Below are 20,136 nucleotides of genomic sequence, written 5' to 3'. Positions count from 1 at the left end.
CATCAGGGGAGTGTCAGCCTGAAAACCACTCTAAAGGACTAATGATCGGGATGTTCGCGGTATCGGCATAATTTGAGCAGGTAGCAAATGGCAACTGTTAATAAATGCGCATCTTGTAGCACATACAGACCCTCAGAATGGCAAAAACAGGGAGTCTACCGGACGGGTCGGCCGTATCAGCGACAGATACCGACAGTGACGTCCAAACGTCTATTGTGCTTCCTGCATATAACGAGTCCGAGAATCTGGAGCCGCTAGTCGACGAGATCCAGTCTACGTTCCGTGAGAATACGACGTACGGCCCATACGAGATAGTTGTCGTTGACGATGGGAGTACGGACGGGACGGCCGAGACGATACAGCAGATCGCGACGGACCGTGACGAAGTGACAGGAGTCTTACTTCGACGTAACTTCGGGCAAAGTGCGGCCCTGGCTGCCGGAATCGACTACTCGATAGGGGAATACATCGTGACGATGGACGCCGACCGGCAGAACAATCCGGCAGACATCCCGAAGCTCCTCACGAAACTCGAAGAGGGGTACGACTGCGTCAGCGGTTGGCGGCGCGACCGCGACGACCCGCTCTCGAAAACTATTCCGTCGGCAATACAGACACGGTTGGCGAAGCTGACAGGGCCGGACATTCACGACTTCGGATGCACGCTGACCGCCTACCGAGCTGCGGGGCTGAAGGAGATAGACCTCTACGGCGAGGGCCACCGGTACATCCCGGCGAAGCTCCACAAGCGAGGGTACAAAATAACGGAACTGCCCGTCGACCACCGGCCGCGAACCGCCGGGGAGACGAAGTACGGGATGAAGCGGCTGGTCAAGGGGTTCGTCGACCTCCTGTTTCACGTCTTCTGGAACCGGTTTTCCACCCGGCCGTCGCATTTCTTCGGCGGTATCGGGCTCGTCCTGATGACGGCCGGCGGCCTCATCGGGTCACACATGGTGTTTCTCAAGTACGCCTTCGGACAGTCGCTGGCACCGCACGTCCCGCGGCTCATCCTGACCGTCGCGCTGGTCCTGTTCGGCGTCCAGCTGGTGATGTTCGGGTTCCTCGCGGAGATGATAGTGAAACAGCAGTACCGGGACGAGCGACCGTACCGCGTCAACGCCATCATCGGTGAGGACTGACAATGCAAGATTTCGACTCACACGCTATCGAGAACGTACTGCTCGTCAGCATCGACTGTCTCCGGGAAGACTGGCTCCAGCGGGGCATCTCGGAGGGCATCGTCCCGACGCTCGAACGGCTGGCGACCGAGGGGTTGTACTTCGACCGGGCGTTCACCGTGGCAAACACCACCGACCCGAGCCTCACGTCGTTCATGACCGCCTCGTACCCCCACACCCACGGCGTCCAGGAGAACGGCTGGGGGCTCGACGAGTCTATCCCCGTCCTCGCGGAGTCGGTACAGGACGCGGGCCACGACACGTTCGGCGTCGTCAGCGTCGACCACCTCAGCGACGAGCACTCGGGGCTGGGCCGGGGCTTCGACGAGTACTGTGACGGCGGCGGCTCCTACGATACGCTGTACCCGATTCTGAGCCGGATATACGACACGAAGACGTTCAACACGGTGTTCGGTGCGGTGAAAGACGTCGGGACCGAGCAGTGGAACCTCAAGTCGCTCCTGCGACAGACGGGACTCATCAGACTGCACTGTCGGACGGCAAAGAGCGTGACACAGGACGCCGTCGAGCAGCTAGACCGCGTCGACGGCCCCTTCTTCGGCTGGGTCCACTACTTCGACATGCACGAACCGCGGAACTACGACCGCGGCGACCTCGACACGCACGACGAGTACACGGCCGCGATGAAGCTCGTCGACGGGTACGTCCAGCAGGTACTCGACGAACTCGAAGCGCGGGACCTCCGCGAGGAGACGCTCGTGATTCTCACGGCCGACCACGGGGAGGCGCTGGACGACCACGGCTACACGGGCCACGGCCGCCAGCTCTACGACGAGGAACTGCACGTCCCGCTCGCGTTCCACCACCCGGACATCGACGCGGAGACCGTCTCCGACCAGGTCCGGACAATCGACATCGCGCCGACGGTGCTCGACCTGCTGGACGTCGAGGTCCCGGACGCGTTCGAGGGGCGGAGCCTCCGCGTGAACGACGACGGGACGCCGCCGGGAGACCGAGACGCGTTCCTGACCGCCTATCCGGAGTTCGCGGAGTCCATCGGCCTCCGCACGCCGGGGTGGAAGCTCATTCGCGAGGGGACCGAGCACGAACTGTACGACCTCTCGGCGGACCCCGAGGAGACGAACGACCTCGTCGCCGCCGGCGCGACGGACGGGACGCCGTACGACGACCTCCGCGAGAAGCTCCAGGCGTGGGACAGCGCCGGCAGCGACGTCAGCGACCAGGACATCGATGCCGACACGCAAGAGATGCTGAAAGACCTCGGCTACGTGGACTGACCGTAGGACTCAAGTGTTTCTCAATCGGTGCTGGTAGCAATGAGGGATGTCATCTTCGTTACTGCGGACTCCGTCCGTCACGATTTCCTAGACGCGATGGAGTTCGTTTCTACGTTCTCGAACCACCGGGGCGTGACCGGGGCCCACTACACGCGACCGAGCCTCGCCAGTATTCTGACCGCCTCGTACCAGGGGGCTATCGAGTCCCGCGCGATGTCCCCGACAGTCGCCGAAGCCTTCTCCCAGGCCGGATACACGACGATTGGCCTCTCCTCGTCTCCCCACACTGACCCGCGGTTCGGGTTCGACGCGGGATTTGACGTCTACGAGAACTACTGCGAGGCGGGCAACCGCGGCAACCCGCTCCGACAGTTCGCCTCACAGTTCGACCTCATCCGGAAGGTCTACCACCGCTTCCGGCCGCCCCACGCGAAGCTATCGAACCGGCTCCCGGACGACGAACTCATCGACAACGCCATCGCGGCGTTCAACGACGAGTCGGGCCCGCGGTTCATGTGGCTCCACATGATGGGCACCCACCGCCCGTACGGCCTCGGCGACGACGCCGTGCCCAAGGAGATAGACCGGAAGGCGCTGTTCGCCCCTGAGAAGCTCACTGCCGACGAGAAGGAGACGATTACGCGGAAGTACCGCCAGACCCTCTCTCGGGCGGACGCCGAGATAGAGCGCCTCGTCGACTCGGTGGATTCGTCGGAGCCGCTCGTGGTGTTCAGTTCGGACCATGGCGACGAGTTCGGCGAGGACGGACACTACTTCCACCAGCCACAGCGGCGGCGGGTGGTCGACGCGCTGACCACCGTGCCCGTGGCGACGAACGACCTCTCGCTGTGTGAGCCACTCAGCGTCCTCGACATCGCCCCGTCGCTGCTTGCCGAAGTCGGCGGCGAGATCCCGTCCGAGTGGCACGGGAAAGACGTCCGCGAGACGCCCCGAGACCAGACGCTCACCATCGCCCCGTGGCACGGCACGACGACCGTCGCGTGGCAGGACTTCGAGACGAAAATCGTGAGCCGCGACGCCGACGTGTCGATGGTGCGGAACGGCGAGACGGTCGACGTCGAGCGCGAGGACGTCGACGAGGACCTCAAACAGCAGATGCGCGACCTCGGTTACGTCGAGTGATGGCCGATGACGACAGCATCCTGAAAGGCTACCTCTCGGTGTTTACCGGCGACCTCGGCCGACTCCTGACCTTCGCCGTCTTCATCCCGTTGCTGGTCCGTACCGTCGGCGAAGGCGGGTTCGGGACCTACGCGCTCGTGATGGCGATTTTCCTCCCGAGCCGGAAGATACTGAACCTCGGGCTGTTCGAGGCGACCAAGACCTACGCCTCGCGGGAGCGCGGCGAGGAGCGAGCAAGCGTTGTCACCACGTCCTTCGCACTCCACGTCGGGAGCCTCCTCGTCGGGATTCCGGCGCTGGTCGGGCTCATAACCTGGCTTACCGACGGGACGCTCCAGACGGCGCTGTACCTGATGCTCGGTGCGGTCGTCGGGGAGCAGCTGTACTACTTTGGGCGCGGCGTGCTCCACGCCTACAAGCGGGAGGAACTCGCCGAACCGCTCGTCCCGGCCCGGTCGGTCATCCTTGCCGTCGTGGGGCTCGGGCTGGCCGGGGCCGGGTACGGCGTGCCGGGTGTCTTCGCCGGGTTCGCGACCGGGTTCCTGCTCACCGGCCTGCTCTCGACGGCACTTGCGTTCCGCGAGGCCGGCGTACTCCCGTCGATACGTAGCCTGGCTCTCCGGACCTACGCGCGGCCGCTCGTTCGGTTCGGGGCCCAGTCGATGGTACTCACGCTCCTCCTGACAAGCATGTACAAGGTCGACATCCTGCTTGTCAGTCACTTCTGGGACGCAACGACAACCGGTCACTACCGGGCGGCACTGCAGGTCTCTGAGTTCATGTGGGTCGTCTCGGTGGCGATGGAGATGGTGATGATTCAGTCGACGGCGGACCTCTGGGCCGACGGGCGGATAGACCGCCTCACGTCGCTGCTGTCGCGGCTCCTCCGGTACGTCGTCGTCCTCACGGTGTTGCTCGTCGCCGGCGTGTTCGTCCTGGGCGAGCAGTTCCTCACCGTGTACTTCGGCGAACCGTATGAGGCGAGCGTCCGACCGCTCCAGGTTCTCCTGCCGGGCGTGCTCGGCTTCGCCATTGCGCGGGTCATCTGGCCGGTGCTACAGGCTGGGGGACACCTGCGGCAGTTGCTGCTCGCGACCGGCGCGTCGGTGGTGGTGAACGTCGTCCTGAACCTAGCGCTGATACCGCGAATCGGCATCGTCGGCGCGGCTATCGGCACCTCAACCGCATACGGGCTCATGGCGGTGACTCACGTGGTAGCGGCGCGTAACGTCGGTCTCAAGCCACTCACCGGGTTCCCGGCAGTCCGGGTGCTCGCTCTCGGCCTCGGCACGACGCTGTTGTTGCTCGCGCTGGAACCATACGGGCCGTGGTTCATCGACCTGAGCATCCTCCCGCTCGTGGGCCTCGGCGTCTACGCGCTCGGTAGCCACGTCTCCGGCGTCCTGACGTTCGACGAGGCCACCGAGGTACTGGACTCGGTGCTGAACTGAGTCAGTGGGGCGCGGCTGAGGCTACCGCCAGACGTACATCCCATAGAGGTAGCCGACGCCGACGCTCCCCGTGAGCAGAAAGAGGAAGAGGAACTGCAGGACGGCCCCGAGCGACGGGGACGTGACGATATCGCGGAGACGCGACGGGGCGAACCGGAACAGGAGGTCCCCCAGGAAGTCCGACTCCGCGCCGGTCGATTCAGGGACGAACACCTCCATCCCGCGCTTGGAGTAGCCCTGCCAGAACGCGCGGTCCACGAGCCACCCCGGGTCGGTCCGGTAGTCGAATATCTTGTGTGCGACCAGCGCGTCGGGGGTGTAGTACACCCCTTTGTCGTATTCGCTACGCAGGCGCGCACAGAGTTCCGTCTCGCCGCCCTGGAGGTTCTTCTCGCCCTGTCGGCCGCCGATGTCGTCCTCAAAGCCGCCCAGTTCAAGGAACACGTCCCGTTTGAAGGAGATGTTCGAGCCGAAGGTATTGCGGACGACGCCGGATTCGTCGGGGTCGCCGTTCGGTCCAAATCCGCGGTGGGTCACACCGATAAGCCAGTAGAACTCCGCAGGCAGAAAGCTGGGTTTGCCGGCGACCCACGCTGGCGTCATTCGGCCGCCGACCGCGAGCGCGTTCTCCTGTTGGTAGGCATCGACTAGCGCCATGACCCACTTCTCGTCAGCGATGGCGTCGTCATCGATGAATGCGACAACGTCCCCGGTGGCGACTTCGGCCCCATTGTTCCGGCTCTCTAGCAGTCCGACGTTCTCGTCGTTACAGTGTATCAGGACATCGTCTCGGTTGCCGAAGTCGGATTCGTACTGTTCGTACACGTCCCGGTTCCCATCCGAAACCAGTACGAGTTCCACGTCGTCGTAGGTCTGGGCTAAGACGCTCTCGGCCGCCGCTCGACAGTCGTCGTATCGCTCCATCGTGTGCGTACAGAGCACGACCGAGACTCGCATGGTCGGTGGTGTGCCACCGGTACTGTTAGGCGTTTCCATCCTGCGCCCGCATAGAGGTCAAAAGGCTTATGCGCGCCTTGGCAGTTTTTCCGTGCAATGAGTCAATCACGGGGCTATCTTGACGACAACCCCGAACTCGAGTCCGCCCTAGAGTGGGCCGAGCGCTGGTACCACATTCCGGTCCTCCTGGTACTGCTCGGGTTCATGCTGTGGAATCGCGTCCGGAGCTGGGAGAACTTCATTGTTGACGGCGAAGTTCTCTTCAGCGGGAACGATGCCTGGTATCACTACCGTTCGACCCAGTACGTCGTACAAAACTGGCCCTCGACGATGCCGTTCGATCCGTGGACAGCGTTCCCATACGGGACCAGTAACGGGCAGTTCGGGACGCTTTTCGACCAGATCATCGCGACAGTGGCCCTGATTATCGGCCTGGGTTCCCCCAGTGACCAGACAGTCGCGATGACGGTTCTGTTCGCGCCGGCCGTGTTCGGGACGCTAGTTGCCATTCCGACGTATCTTATCGGACGGCGACTCGGCGGCCGCCTCGGCGGCGTAACTGCGGTTACTGTGATGGCATTCTCGACCGGGTGGCTCTTGCAGCGGAGCCTCGTCGGTTTCTCTGACCACCACGTCGCCGAAGCGCTCTTTCAGGTACTCGGTGTCCTCGGTGTCATGGTGGCGGTCAGCGTCGCCGCACGTGACAAACCGATTTACGAGCAGTTCACCGAGCGAGACATAGACGCACTCCGGGACACCATCAGCTGGTCCATGCTGGCCGGTGTGGCAATTGCGATGTATCTCTGGGTCTGGCCCCCGGGTGTGCTCCTTCTCGGGATACTCGGTGTCTTCTTCCTGCTCCGACTGTGTCTGGAGTACGTTCACGACAGCAGCCCAGAACACACAGCTATCGCGGGCGCAATCACGATGGCGACTGCCGCCGTGGTGAGTGCATCGAGAATCAACGTCCTAGAGATCACAGCGACCGCCCAGTCGCTGCTCCAGCCGGGGCTGGCGTTGGCCGTTTGCTTCGGTTGTGTGTTCATGGCGTGGCTAGCCCGCTTCATGGAGCAGCGCAAATACGGCCGGTACGTGTATCCAGCGGTCGTGTTTGGAATCCTCGCGTCCGGGGCTGTTCTGATGGCATTGCTGACTCCCAGCCTGTGGGACTTCTTCACGCGAAACGTAACGAGAGTCATCGGGTTCACGATCAGTGAAACGGCCGGAACCGTCGGCGAGGCCGCGCCGCTACGGGGCGCTGGGGTCCTGTTCGAGGCACACGGGTTTGCTGTCATCGTTGCGGCTATCGGTGGAATCTTTCTGCTCGCAAAACAGTTCCTCTCCGACGATGCGCCCGCTGAAGAACTGCTCGTCGTCGTCTGGGCACTGTTCATTCTACTTGCCGCGTTTACACAGCAGCGGTTCGCGTATTATCTGGCCGCGCCGATTGCAGTGCTATCGGGAATGGTCGTCGGCCAATTCATCCACTGGTTCGATTTCAGCGCCGACGACGGGATCGAATACTATCAGGTCATGACGATTCTCACGGTACTTCTCGTCATCGTCGTCCCACTATTCGCGTTCGGCACAGCGCCGGTCGAAGCCGGTTCGACCGGTCCCGGGCCGAGTATTCAGGGCTGGGACGAGAGCCTACAGTGGATGGAAGGGAACACGCCCGCGGAGGGCGCGTACGGCACCGGTGGTGACGCGACTCTCGATTACTACGGCACCTATCAGAAACAGGACGACTTCGACTACCAGCAGGGGCAGTACGGCGTCCTGTCGTGGTGGGACTACGGGCACTGGATTACGACGCGAGGCGAACGGGTGCCGAACGCGAACCCCTTCCAGCAGGGAACGGATACGGCCGCACCGTTCCTGATCGCACAGAACGAGACGCGGGCCAACAGTATCCTCAATAGCACAGACGAAGACGACGCGAAGACGCGGTACGTTGCCGTCGACTGGAAGATGGCTGAGACCAACGGAAACCTCGGTGGCAAGTTCTTTGCACCACCGGCATTCGTTGACGGAGTACAGACTAGTGATTACTACAGTCGGCTGTACATCCAGTCCCAAGCCGGTGGGGTCCGCCAGGTGACGTTCCAGCACCAGGCCTACTACGAGACGATGGTCACTCGGCTGTACCGTTTCCACGGAAGTGCCGCCGAGCCTCAGCCGATTGTCATCGACTGGGAGAACAAACAGACGAGCCAAGGCGTGCAGTACCGTGGTGCACCGACGAACGAACAGGAGCCGGAGGGCCAACAGCAGGGCCAGGTCATCCGCCAGTTCCAGTCACTTGAACTGGCCCGTCAGTACGTCGAACAGGATGCGACCTCGCAACTCGGCGGCTACGGCGACGCACCTGGCGAGCGTGTACCGGCGATGGAGCACTACCGTCTGGTCGGTTCCAGTGAGACTGAGGCGTTCCCGAACAGTCCGCAATACCAGCACTCCGCCTGGACGAAAATATTCGAGCGCGTCCCCGGTGCGACGATTGAAGGGACCGGACCGGCCAACACGACAGTCCAGACCGCCGTCCAGATGCGCAACCCAGCCACGAACAAGACGTTCATCTACCGCCAGCGGACCCAGACAGATCAGAACGGGAACTTCGAGATGACCGTGCCCTACTCGACGACCGGCTACGACGACTGGGGAACTGACGAGGGCTACACGAACGTGAGTGTCCGTGCCGAGACCCAGTACCAGTTCAGCGCAGTCGGTACTAACAACGGTAACAGGACCGGCTTTACTGGCACGACCGAGGTCACCGAGGGACAGGTTATCGGTGAGGACGACTCCGCCGCGACCGTCGAGCTGGAACCGGTAACGATTCAGCAGGGCAACGAGACCAGCGGTGAATCACGCGCACCAGTGACCGAAGGCGTGGCTGAAGCGGGGGCATAGCTGCGTCCCGGCGGTTGGTCACTGGCGGAGCCTGTGCGGCCTACCCGAGACTTTTTGTTGGATTCTGTCGGCTGACTCCGTTCTAACAGTGACAGGCCTGCCGGTCGAAAAGTCGGGAGCAGCGGGCGGCGAACTCACTCGGCCAGCGGATTGAACGTGCCGTTGATATCCCACTCGTGGAGACAGTGTGGGTCGCCAGATTGCTTGGTGCCGTCGTCAGTGACGATACGCCAGCTGTGTTGGTCCGGGTCCCACTCGTCGACCCGCCCACACCGCTCACACTCGCGTTTGCGTGGGGTGACGATTTCAGCCATATCTGGTCCAAGCGCGTGGGTCGTTATCAGGCTGCCGGTCCCTGACCGGTCTTCGGGACGAGTCAGAGCCGACAGCGTTGGAGTGCCACACCGGCACTGACGACAGCAACCGCTACCGCGCTCAAAAGTCCGGGAGGTCGTCCGCGCTGACTTCTTCCGCTTCCCAGTCGATGTACTCGTCGGCCAGCACCTCACAGACGACCTGTCCGAACTCGGTCAGTCCGGCGTTGATACCCGAGACCGTCCCCCAGGAGTCGATGCCCGGATGGATCTCCCGCTCGCGCCAGTCCTCGGGCAAGCCCGGTGCGTGGTAGCCGACGCGACCTGCGAAGGAGTCCCAGAAGAAATCGAACTCCTCGATGAGTCCCAGGTCGGTGACGATTTGCCACTGGTCGGCATCGAGCGACGCGTCCGCGGCCCATTCTTCGAACGCGTCGGCCCACGCGCCGTCGTCAAGGGCCTCGGCGAGTTCCTCGCGCCGGTATTCGTCGCCCTGTACGTCCGCATCGTCGTACTCATCGGCAGCGACGCCGGTAGACAGCGCCGGCCGCTCCGGCGTCTCAACATCGAGTGTCATAGTCGTGGTACGTGGCGGAGCCGAATAAAGCTCATACTGTTGGCTGTCCCGTCGTGACGGTACGGTAGTCGTCGCTCCGAGGTGACAGTGTGGTAATTGCAGCAGACAGTATCAGCGGTTCGCTTCCCCGTCGAGGGCGCGCTGTCGCAGTTGTTCACCACGGTCAGTCTCGGTCGCCACGTCGGGTACGGGAACCGGGTTCCGGTCCTCGTCGACCGCGACATACACCGAGTACGACTCAGCGGTCGATTCAGTCTCGCCGGTTCTGATGTTCTCTCGGGCGGCCCGGAGCCGAACTTTGACACTCGTCTCGCCAGCGTCGTAGACAAACGCCTCAATAAGAGCCGTGTCACCGACAGGGATGGGTCGCTTGAAGTTTACCTGGTCCATCCGCGCGGTGACACAGGTTTCACCGGCAAAGCGCATCGCCGACATCGCCCCGAGTTCGTCCATCCATTTCAGGACGTTTCCCCCGTGGGTTGAACCCAGATGATTCGAGTGGTTGGGCTGGACCATCCAGCGGTTCTCGATATAGGTTTCCAGTACCGTTGGCATGGCCCGAGGTTGGCCAGCACTTGGGTTGAGTCTGTCGAACGGGCTTCGAAAACGTGGCTACGCCGAAACGTACTGTGCTTCCCACTCTTTCCGGGCGTCAAGTTCGCGCTGGCCGCGCTTGGTCAGCGTGTAAAAGTTCGTTCGGCGGTCGCGTTCGCCCTTCTCGATGAGTGCCTTCTCGACGAGCGTGTCAAGGTTCGGATACAGCCGGCCGTGGTTGACCTCGCTTTCGTAGTAGTTTTCGAGCTCTTCCTTGATTGCTAACCCGTGGGGCTCGTCAAGGCCTGCAATGACGTACAGCAGGTCCCGCTGGAATCCAGTCAGGTCATACATCGTATATCCGATACAGTTTGACTCTATACATATCAGTCTTTTGAATCAGCAAATCTATTACGTATTTACAGATGCCGTCACCGTCCAGTAGTTACCACGGCATCTCTGGCTGTATTAACACGAGAGTCGGTAATAGCTTCGCCCCGTGGCGGGAACATACAATGCCACAAACATGATTTCGGTCGGTGTTTCAGCGTAGTCACCTGGACCCGACAAGGGTAAGGGAAGCGAATGTGTAACGCGGGTGATGACCGAACACGCGGAGTCGGCGGCAGACGAGTTCCCGGAACCGTCGGGGGCGGGACGCGTCGATGTCGTCGGAACCGCTCACGTTTCCGAGCACAGCGTCAGGGAAGTGGAATCAGCGATTGAGGACTCCGAGCCCGATATCGTCGCCGTCGAACTCGACGAGGGTCGGTATCGCCAGATCAAAGGCGAAACGCCTGACGACCTCGATGCGAGCGACCTCCTGCGCGGGAACACCGTCTTTCAGTTCCTCGCGTACTGGATGCTGTCGTACATCCAGACCAGACTTGGCGACCGGTTCGACATCGAGCCGGGTGCGGACATGAAAGCGGGCATCGACACCGCCGAACGGCTCGGCCTCGGCGTCGCACTCGTCGACCGGGATATTCAGACGACCGTCCAGCGGTTCTGGGCGCGGCTGACGGCCGTCGAGAAGCTCAAGCTCGTCGGCAGTCTCGCGGCCGAGATGGGGCCGCCGTTGACCGTCGGGCTGACTGTCGGCGCTGTCTTCGGCGGGCTGTTTGCGGTCGTCGCCGGGGCCTTCGGCGGTCCGTTTATTGTCCCGAGTGGGGCGCTCTCGGGGGTTCTGCCGGGCGGTCTCGGCGGGACCGTCGAGGGCTTGCTCGATACGCTGTTGCTCATCTGTGTTGCCGCGGCCGGTTTCGGAATCCCTATCGCCGCACTGCTGGTCCAGTTCCGCGGCGAGGCCGACGTTGAGGAGTTCGACATGGAGAAACTGACGGATACCGACGTGGTCAGCGCGATGATGGAGGAGTTCCGTCAGTTTTCTCCCGGCGGCGCGGAGGCGCTCATCGACGAACGCGATGCGTTCATTGCACACAGACTTATCGCCCTCCGCGAGGCCGGCTATCACGTCCTCGCCGTTGTGGGTGCTGGCCACCGTGAGGGCATCGAGAACTATCTCGACAATCCGGAGACGCTCCCGCCGATGGAGTCGCTCACCGGCACCGAGGGGGGCCGTCGTGTGTCGCTGTACAAGCTCGTCGGCTACGGCTTCGGGGTCGTCTTTCTCGTCTTCTTTGGCCTGCTCATCCTCGGCGGCGCGAGCCAGGCGGTACTGCTGGAGCTTTTCGTCGCCTTGGTCGCCGTCAACGCCGTGCTGGCCGGCGGGCTGGCGAAGGTGGCCGGCGCACACTGGTCGAGTGCGGCCGCCGCCGGTGCCTTCGGCTGGCTGACCAGCCTGTTCCCGCTGCTCGCGGCCGGCTGGTTCGCGGGCTACGTCGAACTCCGGTACATCTCCGTCAACATCAGCGACATCGCGACGCTCAACGAGATACTCAACGACCAGGAGTCGCCGGTCATGGACCTCGTCAGCCGGATGCGTGCGGTGCCACTGTTCCGGCTGATTCTTGTCGTCGCGCTGACGAACGTCGGCAGCGCCATCGCGTCGTACGTCGTTTTCCCGGTGTTGATCCCGTACATCTCGTCGGACATCGGCGGAATGCAGGGCGTCTCGCGCCTGCTCTGGCAGGGCGTCCGCGAAGGAACGCAGATACTCGTGGGGGTCCTCTGATGGCGGGTCGACGACGGCGAACCGCTGCGGGTCGGACCATCGGCGGCCTCAGCTTCAGCCAGCGCGAACTCCGGGACCTTCTCGTCGCCTGGCTCGCGCTCGGGCTGGCGTTCACGTTCTTCCTTGAACGGGAGTTCCGGCGCATCGTCTTCGGCCAGTTCGGCGGCCTCTCGGGTGCCGAAATCGCCAGCACGTTCGCAGTCAGTCTGCTCACCGTCGGTGTCGGCTTCCTGCTACACGAACTGGCTCACAAGGTTGTCGCCGTCCGCTTCGGCCAGATAGCCGCGTTCAAGGCCGACTACCGGATGCTCGGGTTCGCGGTCCTGGGCGGCCTCGTCGGCTTCCTGTTTGCCGCGCCGGGTGCGGTCGTCCACCGCGGCCGCCTGACGGCCAAGCAACACGGCCTCATCGCCGTCGCCGGGCCGGTGACGAACCTCGCGCTCGCCGCCGTCTTCCTCGTCCCGTTCGTCGCGGCGCTACTGTCGGGCACGGGCGGTTTCCTCTGGGAAGTCGCGCAGATGGGCCTGCAGATCAATCTCCTGCTCGCCGGCTTCAACATGCTGCCCTTCGGCCCGCTCGACGGCCGAACGGTCCGAGAATGGAGCACGCCGGTGTTTCTCGTCGTGGCGATTCCGTCGATTCTGCTCGGTGTCGGCGCGCTGTTTGTCCTCTAAGCCGCCTCCGCCGGAACGACGCTCTTTTGCCCGCGCCACGCGCGCTCTCGGGTATGACCGACAGCGAGTCCGCGGACGACACCGAGGGCGAGGAGGGACTGACCTACGCAGAAACCGGTGTGGACATCGACGCCAGCGAGGCAGCGACGAAGGCGCTCATCGGCGCGGCCGGCGAGTTCGAGGGCGACTACGCCGGGCTGGTCGACATCGGCGACCAGTACCTCGCGCTCGCGACGGACGGCGTCGGCACGAAACTCCTCGTCGCCGAGGCCATCGACGACTACTCGACTATCGGCATCGACTGCATCGCGATGAACGCCAACGACCTCATCGCGGCCGGCGTCGAGCCGGTGGCGTTCGTCGACTACCTCGCGGTCGAGACGCCGGACGAGGAGACGAGCGAGGACATCGGCGCGGGGCTCCGAACAGGGGCCGAGCGGGCCGACGTGGCGCTCGTGGGTGGCGAAACTGCCGTGATGCCGGACGTGATTAAGGGGCTGGACATCGCCGGGACCTGCGCCGGACTGGCACCGAAAAACGCCGTCTTCCCCGGCGAGGCCGAGCCCGGCGACGCCATCGTCGGCTGGCCCTCCTCGGGCATCCACTCCAACGGGCTCACGCTGGCGCGCGAGGCGGTCACGCGCGACCACGAGTACGACGACCCGTTCCCGCCGAACCCCGACAGGACCATCGCCGAGGAACTGCTGACGCCAACACGGATCTACAGCGAGGTGCTGGCCCCGCTCCGGGCCAGCGAGACCCATGCGGCCGCACACGTCACCGGCGGCGGCTGGACGAACCTCACGCGGATGGGGAGCTACCGGTACGAGATTACGGATCCCTTCGAGGCCCAGCCCGTCTTCGAGTTCGTTCAAGCGGAAGGCGAGGTCTCTGACGAGGAGATGCACCGGACGTTCAACATGGGGACCGGGTTCGTCGCCGCAGTGTCCGAGGCCGATGCTGCGGCAATCGTCAACGACAGCGAGGACGCGCGCGTCATCGGCAAAGTGACTGACGGGGACGAGGCGGTCTCGATTCGCGGCCTCGGACTTACCGAGTGAGCGGCGCGACGGATGCCCATCGGGCGCGTTCAGGCTGACAGGATGTCTTTGCCGGCGGTCTCCTCCGCAATCCGAATCTGGAGTGCTTGGCGGATATGGTATCTGGCCGCTTCAGTTTCGGCGGTTTCGAGTGCCTTTTCGAGTTCGGCGTACAGTGGGTCGCTGGGATTGGCCATGTGAGTACGTCTATCGTTGGTGAGAATAGACATATACCCCTGACACTGTTTTCGGTAGTAAGCCCCTCCTACGGGGAGTACGGCCCCACTATCCCTATTCGCGTTTGTGAGAATCAGAGTTAGCTGACCGTACGCGCGATGTCTGCTTCGGTTATGACACCGATAGTTTCTCCACCTTCAACGACCATCACAGCCGCATTATGGTTCAAGTAAGCGTCGACTTCGTCGATGGGTGCGTCTGGCTCAACGGTTGCGATAGATTCGTTCATCACTTCAGCCACTGGAAGGTCGCCGACGTTCTCCTCGGGCCGCTGACGGATATCGGAGTTGCCGATGAGGCCCTGCGGGGCCCCGTCCCGGATGACGGGGACCTGTGAGTACCCCTTCTCGTCCATCACGTCTTTCGTCTGGTGGACGGAATCGTCGGGCGCAACGCCAACGACAGGCGAGTTCATCAGGTCGCGGGCTTTGATAATGCCGCCCTCGGCCTCTTCGAGAGCAGTCACGATGCGACGGAGTGTCGACAGCCGCGGGTCCACGTCACCACCTTCGATACGAGCGATAAGGGGTTGGGAGACGTCAGCCCGCTCCGCCAGTTCACTCTGGGTCAGCCCGAGTTCGTTGCGGCGTTCCCGCAGGTCCTGTGGCGTCGGTAAGTCCATATCCGCTAATTACCAGAGGTAATATAAAAAGCCCACGGCTACCGCGGCAAGCGAATCAAGGTGGGTTTAGTTATGCCTCGGCTTCGGCTTCGTCCTCGTCGGCCTCGGTCTCAAATACCTCAACGACTTTCAGCGGGACATCCCGGAGTGCACCGCCGATTTCGCTTTTGGCGATCCGCTGTGCGTGTTCCGGGGATTCGGCGTTGAACACATCCATCTCGAGTACCAGTCCGACGAGCGCCGTGTCGGCCGCAATGAACGCCGAGTCGAACGGTTCGCCACAGGCCGGGCAGCCGGTCGCGCCGACCTCGACCTCGACGTAGTCCATCTCGGCCTCGTTGAGCCGCTTCCCCGCTTCGCTCACTGCGACACCGATAGCGTCGTCGATGTCGTCTACATCACGAACCAGCCAGGCTGCTTCCATCGCCACGAGGTAGTTCATACATTAGCTCTCGTGGCCCGACTATTCGATAGTTTTGATTCGCTTCTGTTGCGCACGTCACCGTTACTATCTCTATAACTTATGCAAACCAGCCGTCTGACTCATCCCCCCATTATATCTGTTCAGAGAGTTGTCCAGTCGGTTGCTCGTCTTCTCGGGCGTTTGAGTAAACCGCAGGACCGCGGCCCATCAGTTCTTCATAATCGATAATTCTTGACTGAAATGTGGCAGCAAGACTTATATACAAGTCTCTCTCTGAAACGACCGAGGAAGATGGTAGCTCGACTGTACACCGCAACGCTGTTCGCACTGTATCAACTTACCCTGCTCCTGGGCATCGTGCTGCTACCGGTAGCGATGCTCACGGAGCGGTTCGGACTCCGACTGCCGATGGACCGGGCCGTGTCAGGACTCAACGAGGCCTACGATCAGGCGAGCGCGTAAGACGGGACAGCCGACTGAGCCTACCGACGGTTGCGGTCAGGCTCATCAGGAAAAGAGGTTTTATCAGCGCCCGACTAGTACCCCACAGTAATGCGAGATATGACTCCGGGGCCGGATCTTTCTGGACCCCAGGCTGCTGACGAGTTCCAGAGCGACCCGTACGCACCCGAAGTCGGCGAGCTCCCCGCACAGTCCACACAGGATTCAGAGAAGGTGAACAAGACCGGAACGACCACTATCGGTATCAGCACGTCCGAGGGCGTCGTCATCGCGACGGACATGCGCGCCTCGCTTGGCGGTCGCTTCGTCTCGAACAAGAACGTCCAGAAAGTCGAACAGATTCACCCTACGGCGGCGCTGACCCTCGTTGGGAGCGTCGGCGGCGCACAGTCGTTCATCCGGACGCTTCGCGCGGAGGTCAATCTCTATGAGGCACGCCGCGGTGAGGATATCAGCATGAAGGCGCTTTCGACGCTGGCAGGTAACTTCGCCCGCGGCGGCCCCTTCTTCGCTATCAACCCTATCCTCGGCGGCGTCGACGACGACGGCAACCACGTCTACTCCATCGACCCGGCCGGCGGCGTCATGAAGGACGACTACACTGTCACCGGCTCCGGGCTCACCGTCGCGTACGGGACACTCGAAGACCGCTACGAGGAAGAGATGACAAACGAAGAGGCAAAAGAAGTCGCTGCCGCCTCGATCAACGCCGCCGCCGAGCGTGACACCGGCTCTGGTAACGGTATTTACCTCGCCGATGTCACTGCCGACGGCGTCGACATCAACGGCTACGATTTCGACGAACTGCTGTAATCGGCTTTTCCCAGTCTCTTTTCGACCGCTTGTCTCCGACGCTAACCACAGTTCTCGACCAGCCGTCCACGGGGCGTCTCTGAACTGACGTGCGAACGAGAGAATTATACGGTCGGCTTCCGCATCGCCGGTATGGAACTGTTCGGGACCGCGGGGATCCGCGGTGATGTTGTATCGAAGGTGACGCCGGACCTTGCACTGCGAGTCGGACAGGCGACTGGGCAGGACGGCGAGACGTTCGTGCTTGGGTACGACGGGCGCGTGACCTCGCCAGCGCTCGCTGATGCGACGGCCGCGGGACTGCAAAGCGCCGGCGCGCGAGTCGTCAGAATCGGCCGCGTGCCGACGCCGGCGCTGGCCTACGCCTCGCAGGGCCGCCACGGGGTGATGATCACCGCGAGCCACAACCCGCCGACGGACAACGGCATCAAGGTGTTCGCCGACGGCACCGAGTACGGCGACGACGACGAGACGCGAATCGAAGGGCGAATCGAGGATGGTTCGACGCCGACGGCCTGGCGCGACTGGGGCGACACAGAGTCGGTCGACTACCTCGACGAGTATCGAAGCGCTGTCGCCGACTACGCTGAATCGCTCGGCGGTGACCCGTCTGGACTGACAGTCGCCGTCGACTGCGGGAACGGGATGGCCAGCGTGGCGACGCCGCAGGTGCTCCGGGAGCTGGGGGCCGACGTGCTGGCGACGGAGGCAAACGTTGACGGAACCTTCCCCGGCCGCGAGAGCAAACCCACGCCGGAGACGCTGGCCGATTTCCGCGAGTTCGTCGCCGAATCCGACGCCGACTTCGGGTTCGGTCACGACGGCGACGCCGACCGTATCGTCGTCGTCGATGCCGACGGCGATGTCATCCACGAGGACACGATACTCGCGATGCTGGCCGAACACTACACGCGTGCCGCGGACGTTTCTGACCCAGTCGTCGTGACGACGCCCAACGCCTCCGGCCGCATCGACGAACGGGTCGAGGCTGCCGGCGGCCGCGTCGAACGCATCCACCTTGGTTCCCTCCACGTCGGAATCGCTGACGTTCGCGCGGACGCGACCGATGAAACCGAAGTCGTCTTCGCCGCAGAACCATGGAAACACATTCACACCGCCTTCGGTGGCTGGATAGACGGCGTGGCCAGTGCGGCCGTGCTGACGCGTCTGTTCGCCGAACAGAGCGTCGCTGACAGGCGAGCCGTCATCTCTGAACGGCCGTACGAGAAGGTGAGCGTTGAGTGTCCCGACGATGCCAAGGTCGAGACGATGGCCCGACTCGAATCCAGCCTGCCGGACGCGTTCCCCGAAGCGGATGTCTCGACCGAGTACGGCGTCCGGCTCTCCTTCGACGACGGGTCGTGGACGCTCGTCCGCCCGAGCGGCACCGAGCCGTACGTCCGGGTGTACGCAGAGAGCGACGACATCGACGCGCTGGTCGCCGACACCACACAGGCGGTCCGCGACGCCGTCGAGGCCGTCAGCGCCGCCGACGCCTGACACCACCGACCGCTATAGAGACCGACAGAATTTCTACACGGCCCTGCGACGCCCAGTGCATGGAGGATCTCCTCGACGCAGCGAGAGATGCTATCGACGAGGCGTACGCGCCGTACTCGGAGTACACCGTCGGCGCAGCGCTGGAAACGAGTGACGGTAGCGTCTACACCGGCTGTAACATCGAGAACGCGAACTACAGTAACAGCTTACATGCCGAAGAAGTAGCCATCGGCGCGGCTGTCAGCGACGGGCACCAGTCGTTCGAGCGTGTTGCCGTCACCTCGGGCAAACGCGACGGCGTCACTCCCTGTGGGATGTGCCGCCAGACGTTCAGCGAGTTCTGTGACGAGTCGTTCGAGATCATCACCGACGGCGACGAGCCGACGGTGTACGAACTCGGGGAGCTCCTGCCGACGACAATCACCAGCGACCATCTCGACAAATGACAAGCGATAGTGAAGACCCGAACGACGACGTACAGTACCATCTGGAAGTGAGCGAGGCCGACGTGGCCGACAGCGTCCTACTGCCGGGGAACCCCGAGCGCGTGGAAAAGGTCGTCGACTACTGGGACGACCACGACATCGTGGCTGAACACCGCGAGTACCGCACGGCCACGGGCACCCACGACGGCACGCCCATCTCGGTAACTTCGACCGGTATCGGCGGCCCGTCGGCCGCAATCGCGCTCGAAGAACTTGCCCGTGTCGGCGCGGACTCGTTCATCCGGGTCGGCTCCTGCGGGGCCATCCAGGAGGACGCCAGCATCGGCGACCTCGTCATCACCACCGGCGCGGTGCGACAGGAGGGGACCAGCAAGGAGTACGTCCGCGAGGATTACCCCGCCAGCGCCGACCATCGAATCGTCTCGGCGCTCGTCGCCGCCGCCGAGGAGCTCGGCTACGACTACCACCTCGGCGTCACCTGCTCGACAGACAGTTTTTACGCCGGGCAGTCACGCCCCGGCTTCAAGGACTTCGAGGCCAGCGGCAGCGACGAGCGCATCGCGGCGCTGCAAGAGGCCGGCGTCCTCAACTTCGAGATGGAGGCCGCGACGATTCTCACGCTCGCGAACCTGTACGGACTGCGGGCCGGCGCTGTCTGTACGGTGTACGCCAACCGAGTCACCGGCGAGTTCCGAACCGAAGGCGAGCGCAAAGCGGCGAAATGCGCCAGCCTCGCCGTGTCGTATCTGGCCGAGATGGACGCCGCTGTCGAGGAAGCCGATGCCGACAGCTGGCACGCCGGTCTGTCTATTGACCGCTAGTCCGATTTCCAATCGCTGCTAATCGGGACTGGATGCTATTGCAGAAACAGTGCGGCAGCGGCAAATGCTGTGTAGTAGCGGTGCAGTCCGGCAGAAACAGCATACCGCGCGAGCGGAACGAAGCGCGGTTTCCCCGGACTCGCCACCTCGCGGCGAGTCCGGCCTTGTTCGCCCACGTTTTTCAAGGAGTGGTTCGCGCTATCAGCGCGAACCCGACGCTGAAAAAGGTGGTCTCACATGTCGGGCCAGGCCTTGGCGGCCCGACCAACGCCGGTCACGTCGTTGATCCAGCGGGCGGCAATCGCCTTTTTCAGCAGTTTCGCCGGCAGCCCGCCAAACGTCTCAACTGGGACGTTCACCACGTCGTGGGCAACGGCTTTCTCGCCGACCGAAACAACCGTCCCTTTGTCCTTGTGGGTCCAGGTCTTTAGCGGCTGACCCCGTGCCGCCCGGGCGAGGTTCTCGCCGGCCACCTCGGCGGCCTGCCAGGCGGCCTGAGCGGTCGGTGGCGCGGGCTGGTCGCCCGGCTGGTCGATCAGCGCCGAGTCGCCGATGGCGAAGACCCGCTCGTCCTCCGTCTGGAAGTTCCCCTCAGCGTGGACGCGGTGGTTGCGCTCGTCCTTGTCCAGATCCA

The 20,136-nt window shown here is 63.2% G+C and carries 21 protein-coding genes and 1 pseudogene; 13 read left to right on the top strand and 9 right to left on the bottom strand.

The window, feature by feature from the left end; translation table 11 throughout:
- The first annotated feature begins 215 nt into the window (after window positions 1–215).
- The 4 genes from DVK01_RS16765 to DVK01_RS16750 are packed head-to-tail and all read left to right on the top strand — an operon-like array spanning window position 216 to window position 5,034.
- The gene (locus DVK01_RS16765) at window positions 216–1,142 is read left to right on the top strand and encodes a glycosyltransferase family 2 protein (RefSeq protein WP_232794535.1); all 927 of its coding nucleotides are present in this window, start codon (window positions 216–218) and stop codon (window positions 1,140–1,142) included.
- Window positions 1,143–1,144: 2 nt separating this feature from the next.
- Window positions 1,145–2,440, top strand: a complete 1,296-nt coding sequence (locus DVK01_RS16760; RefSeq protein WP_101349810.1) for a sulfatase — start codon at window positions 1,145–1,147, stop codon at window positions 2,438–2,440.
- A gap of 39 nt (window positions 2,441–2,479) precedes the next feature.
- Entirely contained in the window at window positions 2,480–3,583 is a 1,104-nt protein-coding gene (locus tag DVK01_RS16755) for a sulfatase-like hydrolase/transferase (protein WP_101349809.1), read from the top strand.
- Window positions 3,583–5,034, top strand: a complete 1,452-nt coding sequence (locus DVK01_RS16750) for a lipopolysaccharide biosynthesis protein (protein WP_101349808.1) — start codon at window positions 3,583–3,585, stop codon at window positions 5,032–5,034. Before DVK01_RS16755 ends, DVK01_RS16750 begins: the two co-directional genes overlap by 1 nt.
- Window positions 5,035–5,055: 21 nt before the next feature.
- On the opposite strand, the gene aglG is transcribed toward DVK01_RS16750, so the two are convergent.
- Complete coding sequence (aglG, locus tag DVK01_RS16745; protein ID WP_101351417.1) at window positions 5,056–5,991, bottom strand: glucosyl-dolichyl phosphate glucuronosyltransferase; 936 nt, start codon at window positions 5,989–5,991, stop codon at window positions 5,056–5,058.
- 96 nt (window positions 5,992–6,087) lie between these two features.
- Between aglG and DVK01_RS16740 the strand changes: the two genes are divergently transcribed.
- Window positions 6,088–8,904, top strand: coding sequence for an oligosaccharyl transferase, archaeosortase A system-associated (locus tag DVK01_RS16740; RefSeq protein ID WP_101349807.1), 2,817 nt, complete (start codon window positions 6,088–6,090; stop codon window positions 8,902–8,904).
- Between the two features lie 134 nt (window positions 8,905–9,038).
- On the opposite strand, the gene DVK01_RS16735 is transcribed toward DVK01_RS16740, so the two are convergent.
- From DVK01_RS16735 to DVK01_RS16720, 4 genes are all read right to left on the bottom strand, one after another.
- Window positions 9,039–9,218 carry an HEWD family protein gene (locus DVK01_RS16735; protein ID WP_004593110.1) on the bottom strand — a complete coding sequence of 60 codons (180 nt, stop codon included), beginning with the start codon at window positions 9,216–9,218 and terminating at the stop codon, window positions 9,039–9,041.
- A gap of 121 nt (window positions 9,219–9,339) precedes the next feature.
- Window positions 9,340–9,795, bottom strand: a complete 456-nt coding sequence (locus tag DVK01_RS16730) for a hypothetical protein (RefSeq protein ID WP_121512482.1) — start codon at window positions 9,793–9,795, stop codon at window positions 9,340–9,342.
- 111 nt (window positions 9,796–9,906) lie between these two features.
- Complete coding sequence (locus tag DVK01_RS16725) at window positions 9,907–10,350, bottom strand: acyl-CoA thioesterase (RefSeq protein WP_121537659.1); 444 nt, start codon at window positions 10,348–10,350, stop codon at window positions 9,907–9,909.
- A 57-nt stretch (window positions 10,351–10,407) separates the two neighbouring features.
- Window positions 10,408–10,683 (bottom strand): PadR family transcriptional regulator, encoded by a 276-nt coding sequence (locus DVK01_RS16720; protein WP_004515723.1) that lies wholly within the window; start codon window positions 10,681–10,683, stop codon window positions 10,408–10,410.
- A 247-nt stretch (window positions 10,684–10,930) separates the two neighbouring features.
- On the opposite strand from DVK01_RS16720, the gene DVK01_RS16715 reads away from it, so the two are divergent.
- The 3 genes from DVK01_RS16715 to purM are packed head-to-tail and all read left to right on the top strand — an operon-like array spanning window position 10,931 to window position 14,198.
- Window positions 10,931–12,463 carry a TraB/GumN family protein gene (locus DVK01_RS16715; protein ID WP_121537657.1) on the top strand — a complete coding sequence of 511 codons (1,533 nt, stop codon included), beginning with the start codon at window positions 10,931–10,933 and terminating at the stop codon, window positions 12,461–12,463.
- Window positions 12,463–13,137, top strand: coding sequence for a metalloprotease (locus tag DVK01_RS16710; RefSeq protein WP_101349803.1), 675 nt, complete (start codon window positions 12,463–12,465; stop codon window positions 13,135–13,137). Before DVK01_RS16715 ends, DVK01_RS16710 begins: the two co-directional genes overlap by 1 nt.
- 53 nt (window positions 13,138–13,190) lie before the next feature.
- Window positions 13,191–14,198, top strand: a complete 1,008-nt coding sequence (gene purM, locus DVK01_RS16705) for a phosphoribosylformylglycinamidine cyclo-ligase (protein ID WP_101349802.1) — start codon at window positions 13,191–13,193, stop codon at window positions 14,196–14,198.
- A 29-nt stretch (window positions 14,199–14,227) separates the two neighbouring features.
- On the opposite strand, the gene DVK01_RS16700 is transcribed toward purM, so the two are convergent.
- The 3 genes from DVK01_RS16700 to DVK01_RS16690 all read right to left on the bottom strand — a co-directional run bounded on the left by DVK01_RS16700 (window position 14,228) and on the right by DVK01_RS16690 (window position 15,478).
- Entirely contained in the window at window positions 14,228–14,407 is a 180-nt protein-coding gene (locus tag DVK01_RS16700; protein WP_121537655.1) for a hypothetical protein, read from the bottom strand.
- Window positions 14,408–14,493: 86 nt separating this feature from the next.
- A complete protein-coding gene (locus tag DVK01_RS16695) occupies window positions 14,494–15,036 on the bottom strand; it encodes a CBS domain-containing protein (RefSeq protein WP_005534977.1) in 543 nt (180 codons plus the stop codon).
- 70 nt (window positions 15,037–15,106) lie between these two features.
- Complete coding sequence (locus DVK01_RS16690; RefSeq protein ID WP_004515717.1) at window positions 15,107–15,478, bottom strand: DUF555 domain-containing protein; 372 nt, start codon at window positions 15,476–15,478, stop codon at window positions 15,107–15,109.
- A 273-nt stretch (window positions 15,479–15,751) separates the two neighbouring features.
- On the opposite strand from DVK01_RS16690, the gene DVK01_RS22320 reads away from it, so the two are divergent.
- The 5 genes from DVK01_RS22320 (at window position 15,752) to DVK01_RS16670 (ending at window position 19,502) form a co-directional block, all read left to right on the top strand.
- On the top strand, window positions 15,752–15,922 hold the full coding sequence (locus DVK01_RS22320) for a hypothetical protein (protein WP_198560228.1): 171 nt from the start codon (window positions 15,752–15,754) through the stop codon (window positions 15,920–15,922).
- Between the two features lie 90 nt (window positions 15,923–16,012).
- Window positions 16,013–16,735, top strand: a complete 723-nt coding sequence (psmB, locus tag DVK01_RS16685) for an archaeal proteasome endopeptidase complex subunit beta (RefSeq protein ID WP_101349800.1) — start codon at window positions 16,013–16,015, stop codon at window positions 16,733–16,735.
- A gap of 132 nt (window positions 16,736–16,867) precedes the next feature.
- Complete coding sequence (locus DVK01_RS16680) at window positions 16,868–18,235, top strand: phosphopentomutase/phosphoglucosamine mutase (RefSeq protein WP_121537653.1); 1,368 nt, start codon at window positions 16,868–16,870, stop codon at window positions 18,233–18,235.
- A 59-nt stretch (window positions 18,236–18,294) separates the two neighbouring features.
- Window positions 18,295–18,681 carry a cytidine deaminase gene (gene cdd, locus DVK01_RS16675; RefSeq protein WP_004593122.1) on the top strand — a complete coding sequence of 129 codons (387 nt, stop codon included), beginning with the start codon at window positions 18,295–18,297 and terminating at the stop codon, window positions 18,679–18,681.
- Window positions 18,678–19,502 carry a nucleoside phosphorylase gene (locus tag DVK01_RS16670; RefSeq protein ID WP_121537651.1) on the top strand — a complete coding sequence of 275 codons (825 nt, stop codon included), beginning with the start codon at window positions 18,678–18,680 and terminating at the stop codon, window positions 19,500–19,502. Before cdd ends, DVK01_RS16670 begins: the two co-directional genes overlap by 4 nt.
- A gap of 233 nt (window positions 19,503–19,735) precedes the next feature.
- On the opposite strand, the pseudogene DVK01_RS16665 reads toward DVK01_RS16670, so the two are convergent.
- Window positions 19,736–20,136 (bottom strand): annotated as a pseudogene (locus DVK01_RS16665) (NAD(P)/FAD-dependent oxidoreductase); the annotation flags it as partial.

The sequence above is a fragment of the Haloarcula sp. Atlit-120R genome (assembly GCF_003665885.1).
Lineage (GTDB): Archaea > Halobacteriota > Halobacteria > Halobacteriales > Haloarculaceae > Haloarcula > Haloarcula taiwanensis.
Note: the sequence above shows the minus strand (reverse complement) of the source record. Positions and strands in the feature narration are given on the sequence as shown.

Excerpts from the sequence above, each read along its gene's own strand:
- DVK01_RS16740 (WP_101349807.1), top strand. The coding sequence starts at position 6,088 with ATGAGTCAATCACGGGGCTATCTTGACGACAACCCCGAACTCGAGTCC.
- DVK01_RS16680 (WP_121537653.1), top strand. The coding sequence starts at position 16,868 with ATGGAACTGTTCGGGACCGCGGGGATCCGCGGTGATGTTGTATCGAAG.
- DVK01_RS16760 (WP_101349810.1), top strand. The coding sequence starts at position 1,145 with ATGCAAGATTTCGACTCACACGCTATCGAGAACGTACTGCTCGTCAGC.
- aglG (WP_101351417.1), bottom strand. The coding sequence starts at position 5,991 with ATGCGAGTCTCGGTCGTGCTCTGTACGCACACGATGGAGCGATACGAC.
- DVK01_RS16750 (WP_101349808.1), top strand. The coding sequence starts at position 3,583 with ATGGCCGATGACGACAGCATCCTGAAAGGCTACCTCTCGGTGTTTACC.
- DVK01_RS16670 (WP_121537651.1), top strand. The coding sequence starts at position 18,678 with ATGACAAGCGATAGTGAAGACCCGAACGACGACGTACAGTACCATCTG.
- DVK01_RS16730 (WP_121512482.1), bottom strand. The coding sequence starts at position 9,795 with ATGACACTCGATGTTGAGACGCCGGAGCGGCCGGCGCTGTCTACCGGC.
- DVK01_RS16700 (WP_121537655.1), bottom strand. The coding sequence starts at position 14,407 with ATGTCTATTCTCACCAACGATAGACGTACTCACATGGCCAATCCCAGC.
- DVK01_RS16715 (WP_121537657.1), top strand. The coding sequence starts at position 10,931 with ATGACCGAACACGCGGAGTCGGCGGCAGACGAGTTCCCGGAACCGTCG.
- cdd (WP_004593122.1), top strand. The coding sequence starts at position 18,295 with ATGGAGGATCTCCTCGACGCAGCGAGAGATGCTATCGACGAGGCGTAC.
- DVK01_RS16695 (WP_005534977.1), bottom strand. The coding sequence starts at position 15,036 with ATGGACTTACCGACGCCACAGGACCTGCGGGAACGCCGCAACGAACTC.
- DVK01_RS16720 (WP_004515723.1), bottom strand. The coding sequence starts at position 10,683 with ATGTATGACCTGACTGGATTCCAGCGGGACCTGCTGTACGTCATTGCA.
- purM (WP_101349802.1), top strand. The coding sequence starts at position 13,191 with ATGACCGACAGCGAGTCCGCGGACGACACCGAGGGCGAGGAGGGACTG.
- DVK01_RS16725 (WP_121537659.1), bottom strand. The coding sequence starts at position 10,350 with ATGCCAACGGTACTGGAAACCTATATCGAGAACCGCTGGATGGTCCAG.
- DVK01_RS16690 (WP_004515717.1), bottom strand. The coding sequence starts at position 15,478 with ATGAACTACCTCGTGGCGATGGAAGCAGCCTGGCTGGTTCGTGATGTA.
- psmB (WP_101349800.1), top strand. The coding sequence starts at position 16,013 with ATGCGAGATATGACTCCGGGGCCGGATCTTTCTGGACCCCAGGCTGCT.
- DVK01_RS16710 (WP_101349803.1), top strand. The coding sequence starts at position 12,463 with ATGGCGGGTCGACGACGGCGAACCGCTGCGGGTCGGACCATCGGCGGC.
- DVK01_RS22320 (WP_198560228.1), top strand. The coding sequence starts at position 15,752 with ATGGTAGCTCGACTGTACACCGCAACGCTGTTCGCACTGTATCAACTT.
- DVK01_RS16735 (WP_004593110.1), bottom strand. The coding sequence starts at position 9,218 with ATGGCTGAAATCGTCACCCCACGCAAACGCGAGTGTGAGCGGTGTGGG.
- DVK01_RS16755 (WP_101349809.1), top strand. The coding sequence starts at position 2,480 with ATGAGGGATGTCATCTTCGTTACTGCGGACTCCGTCCGTCACGATTTC.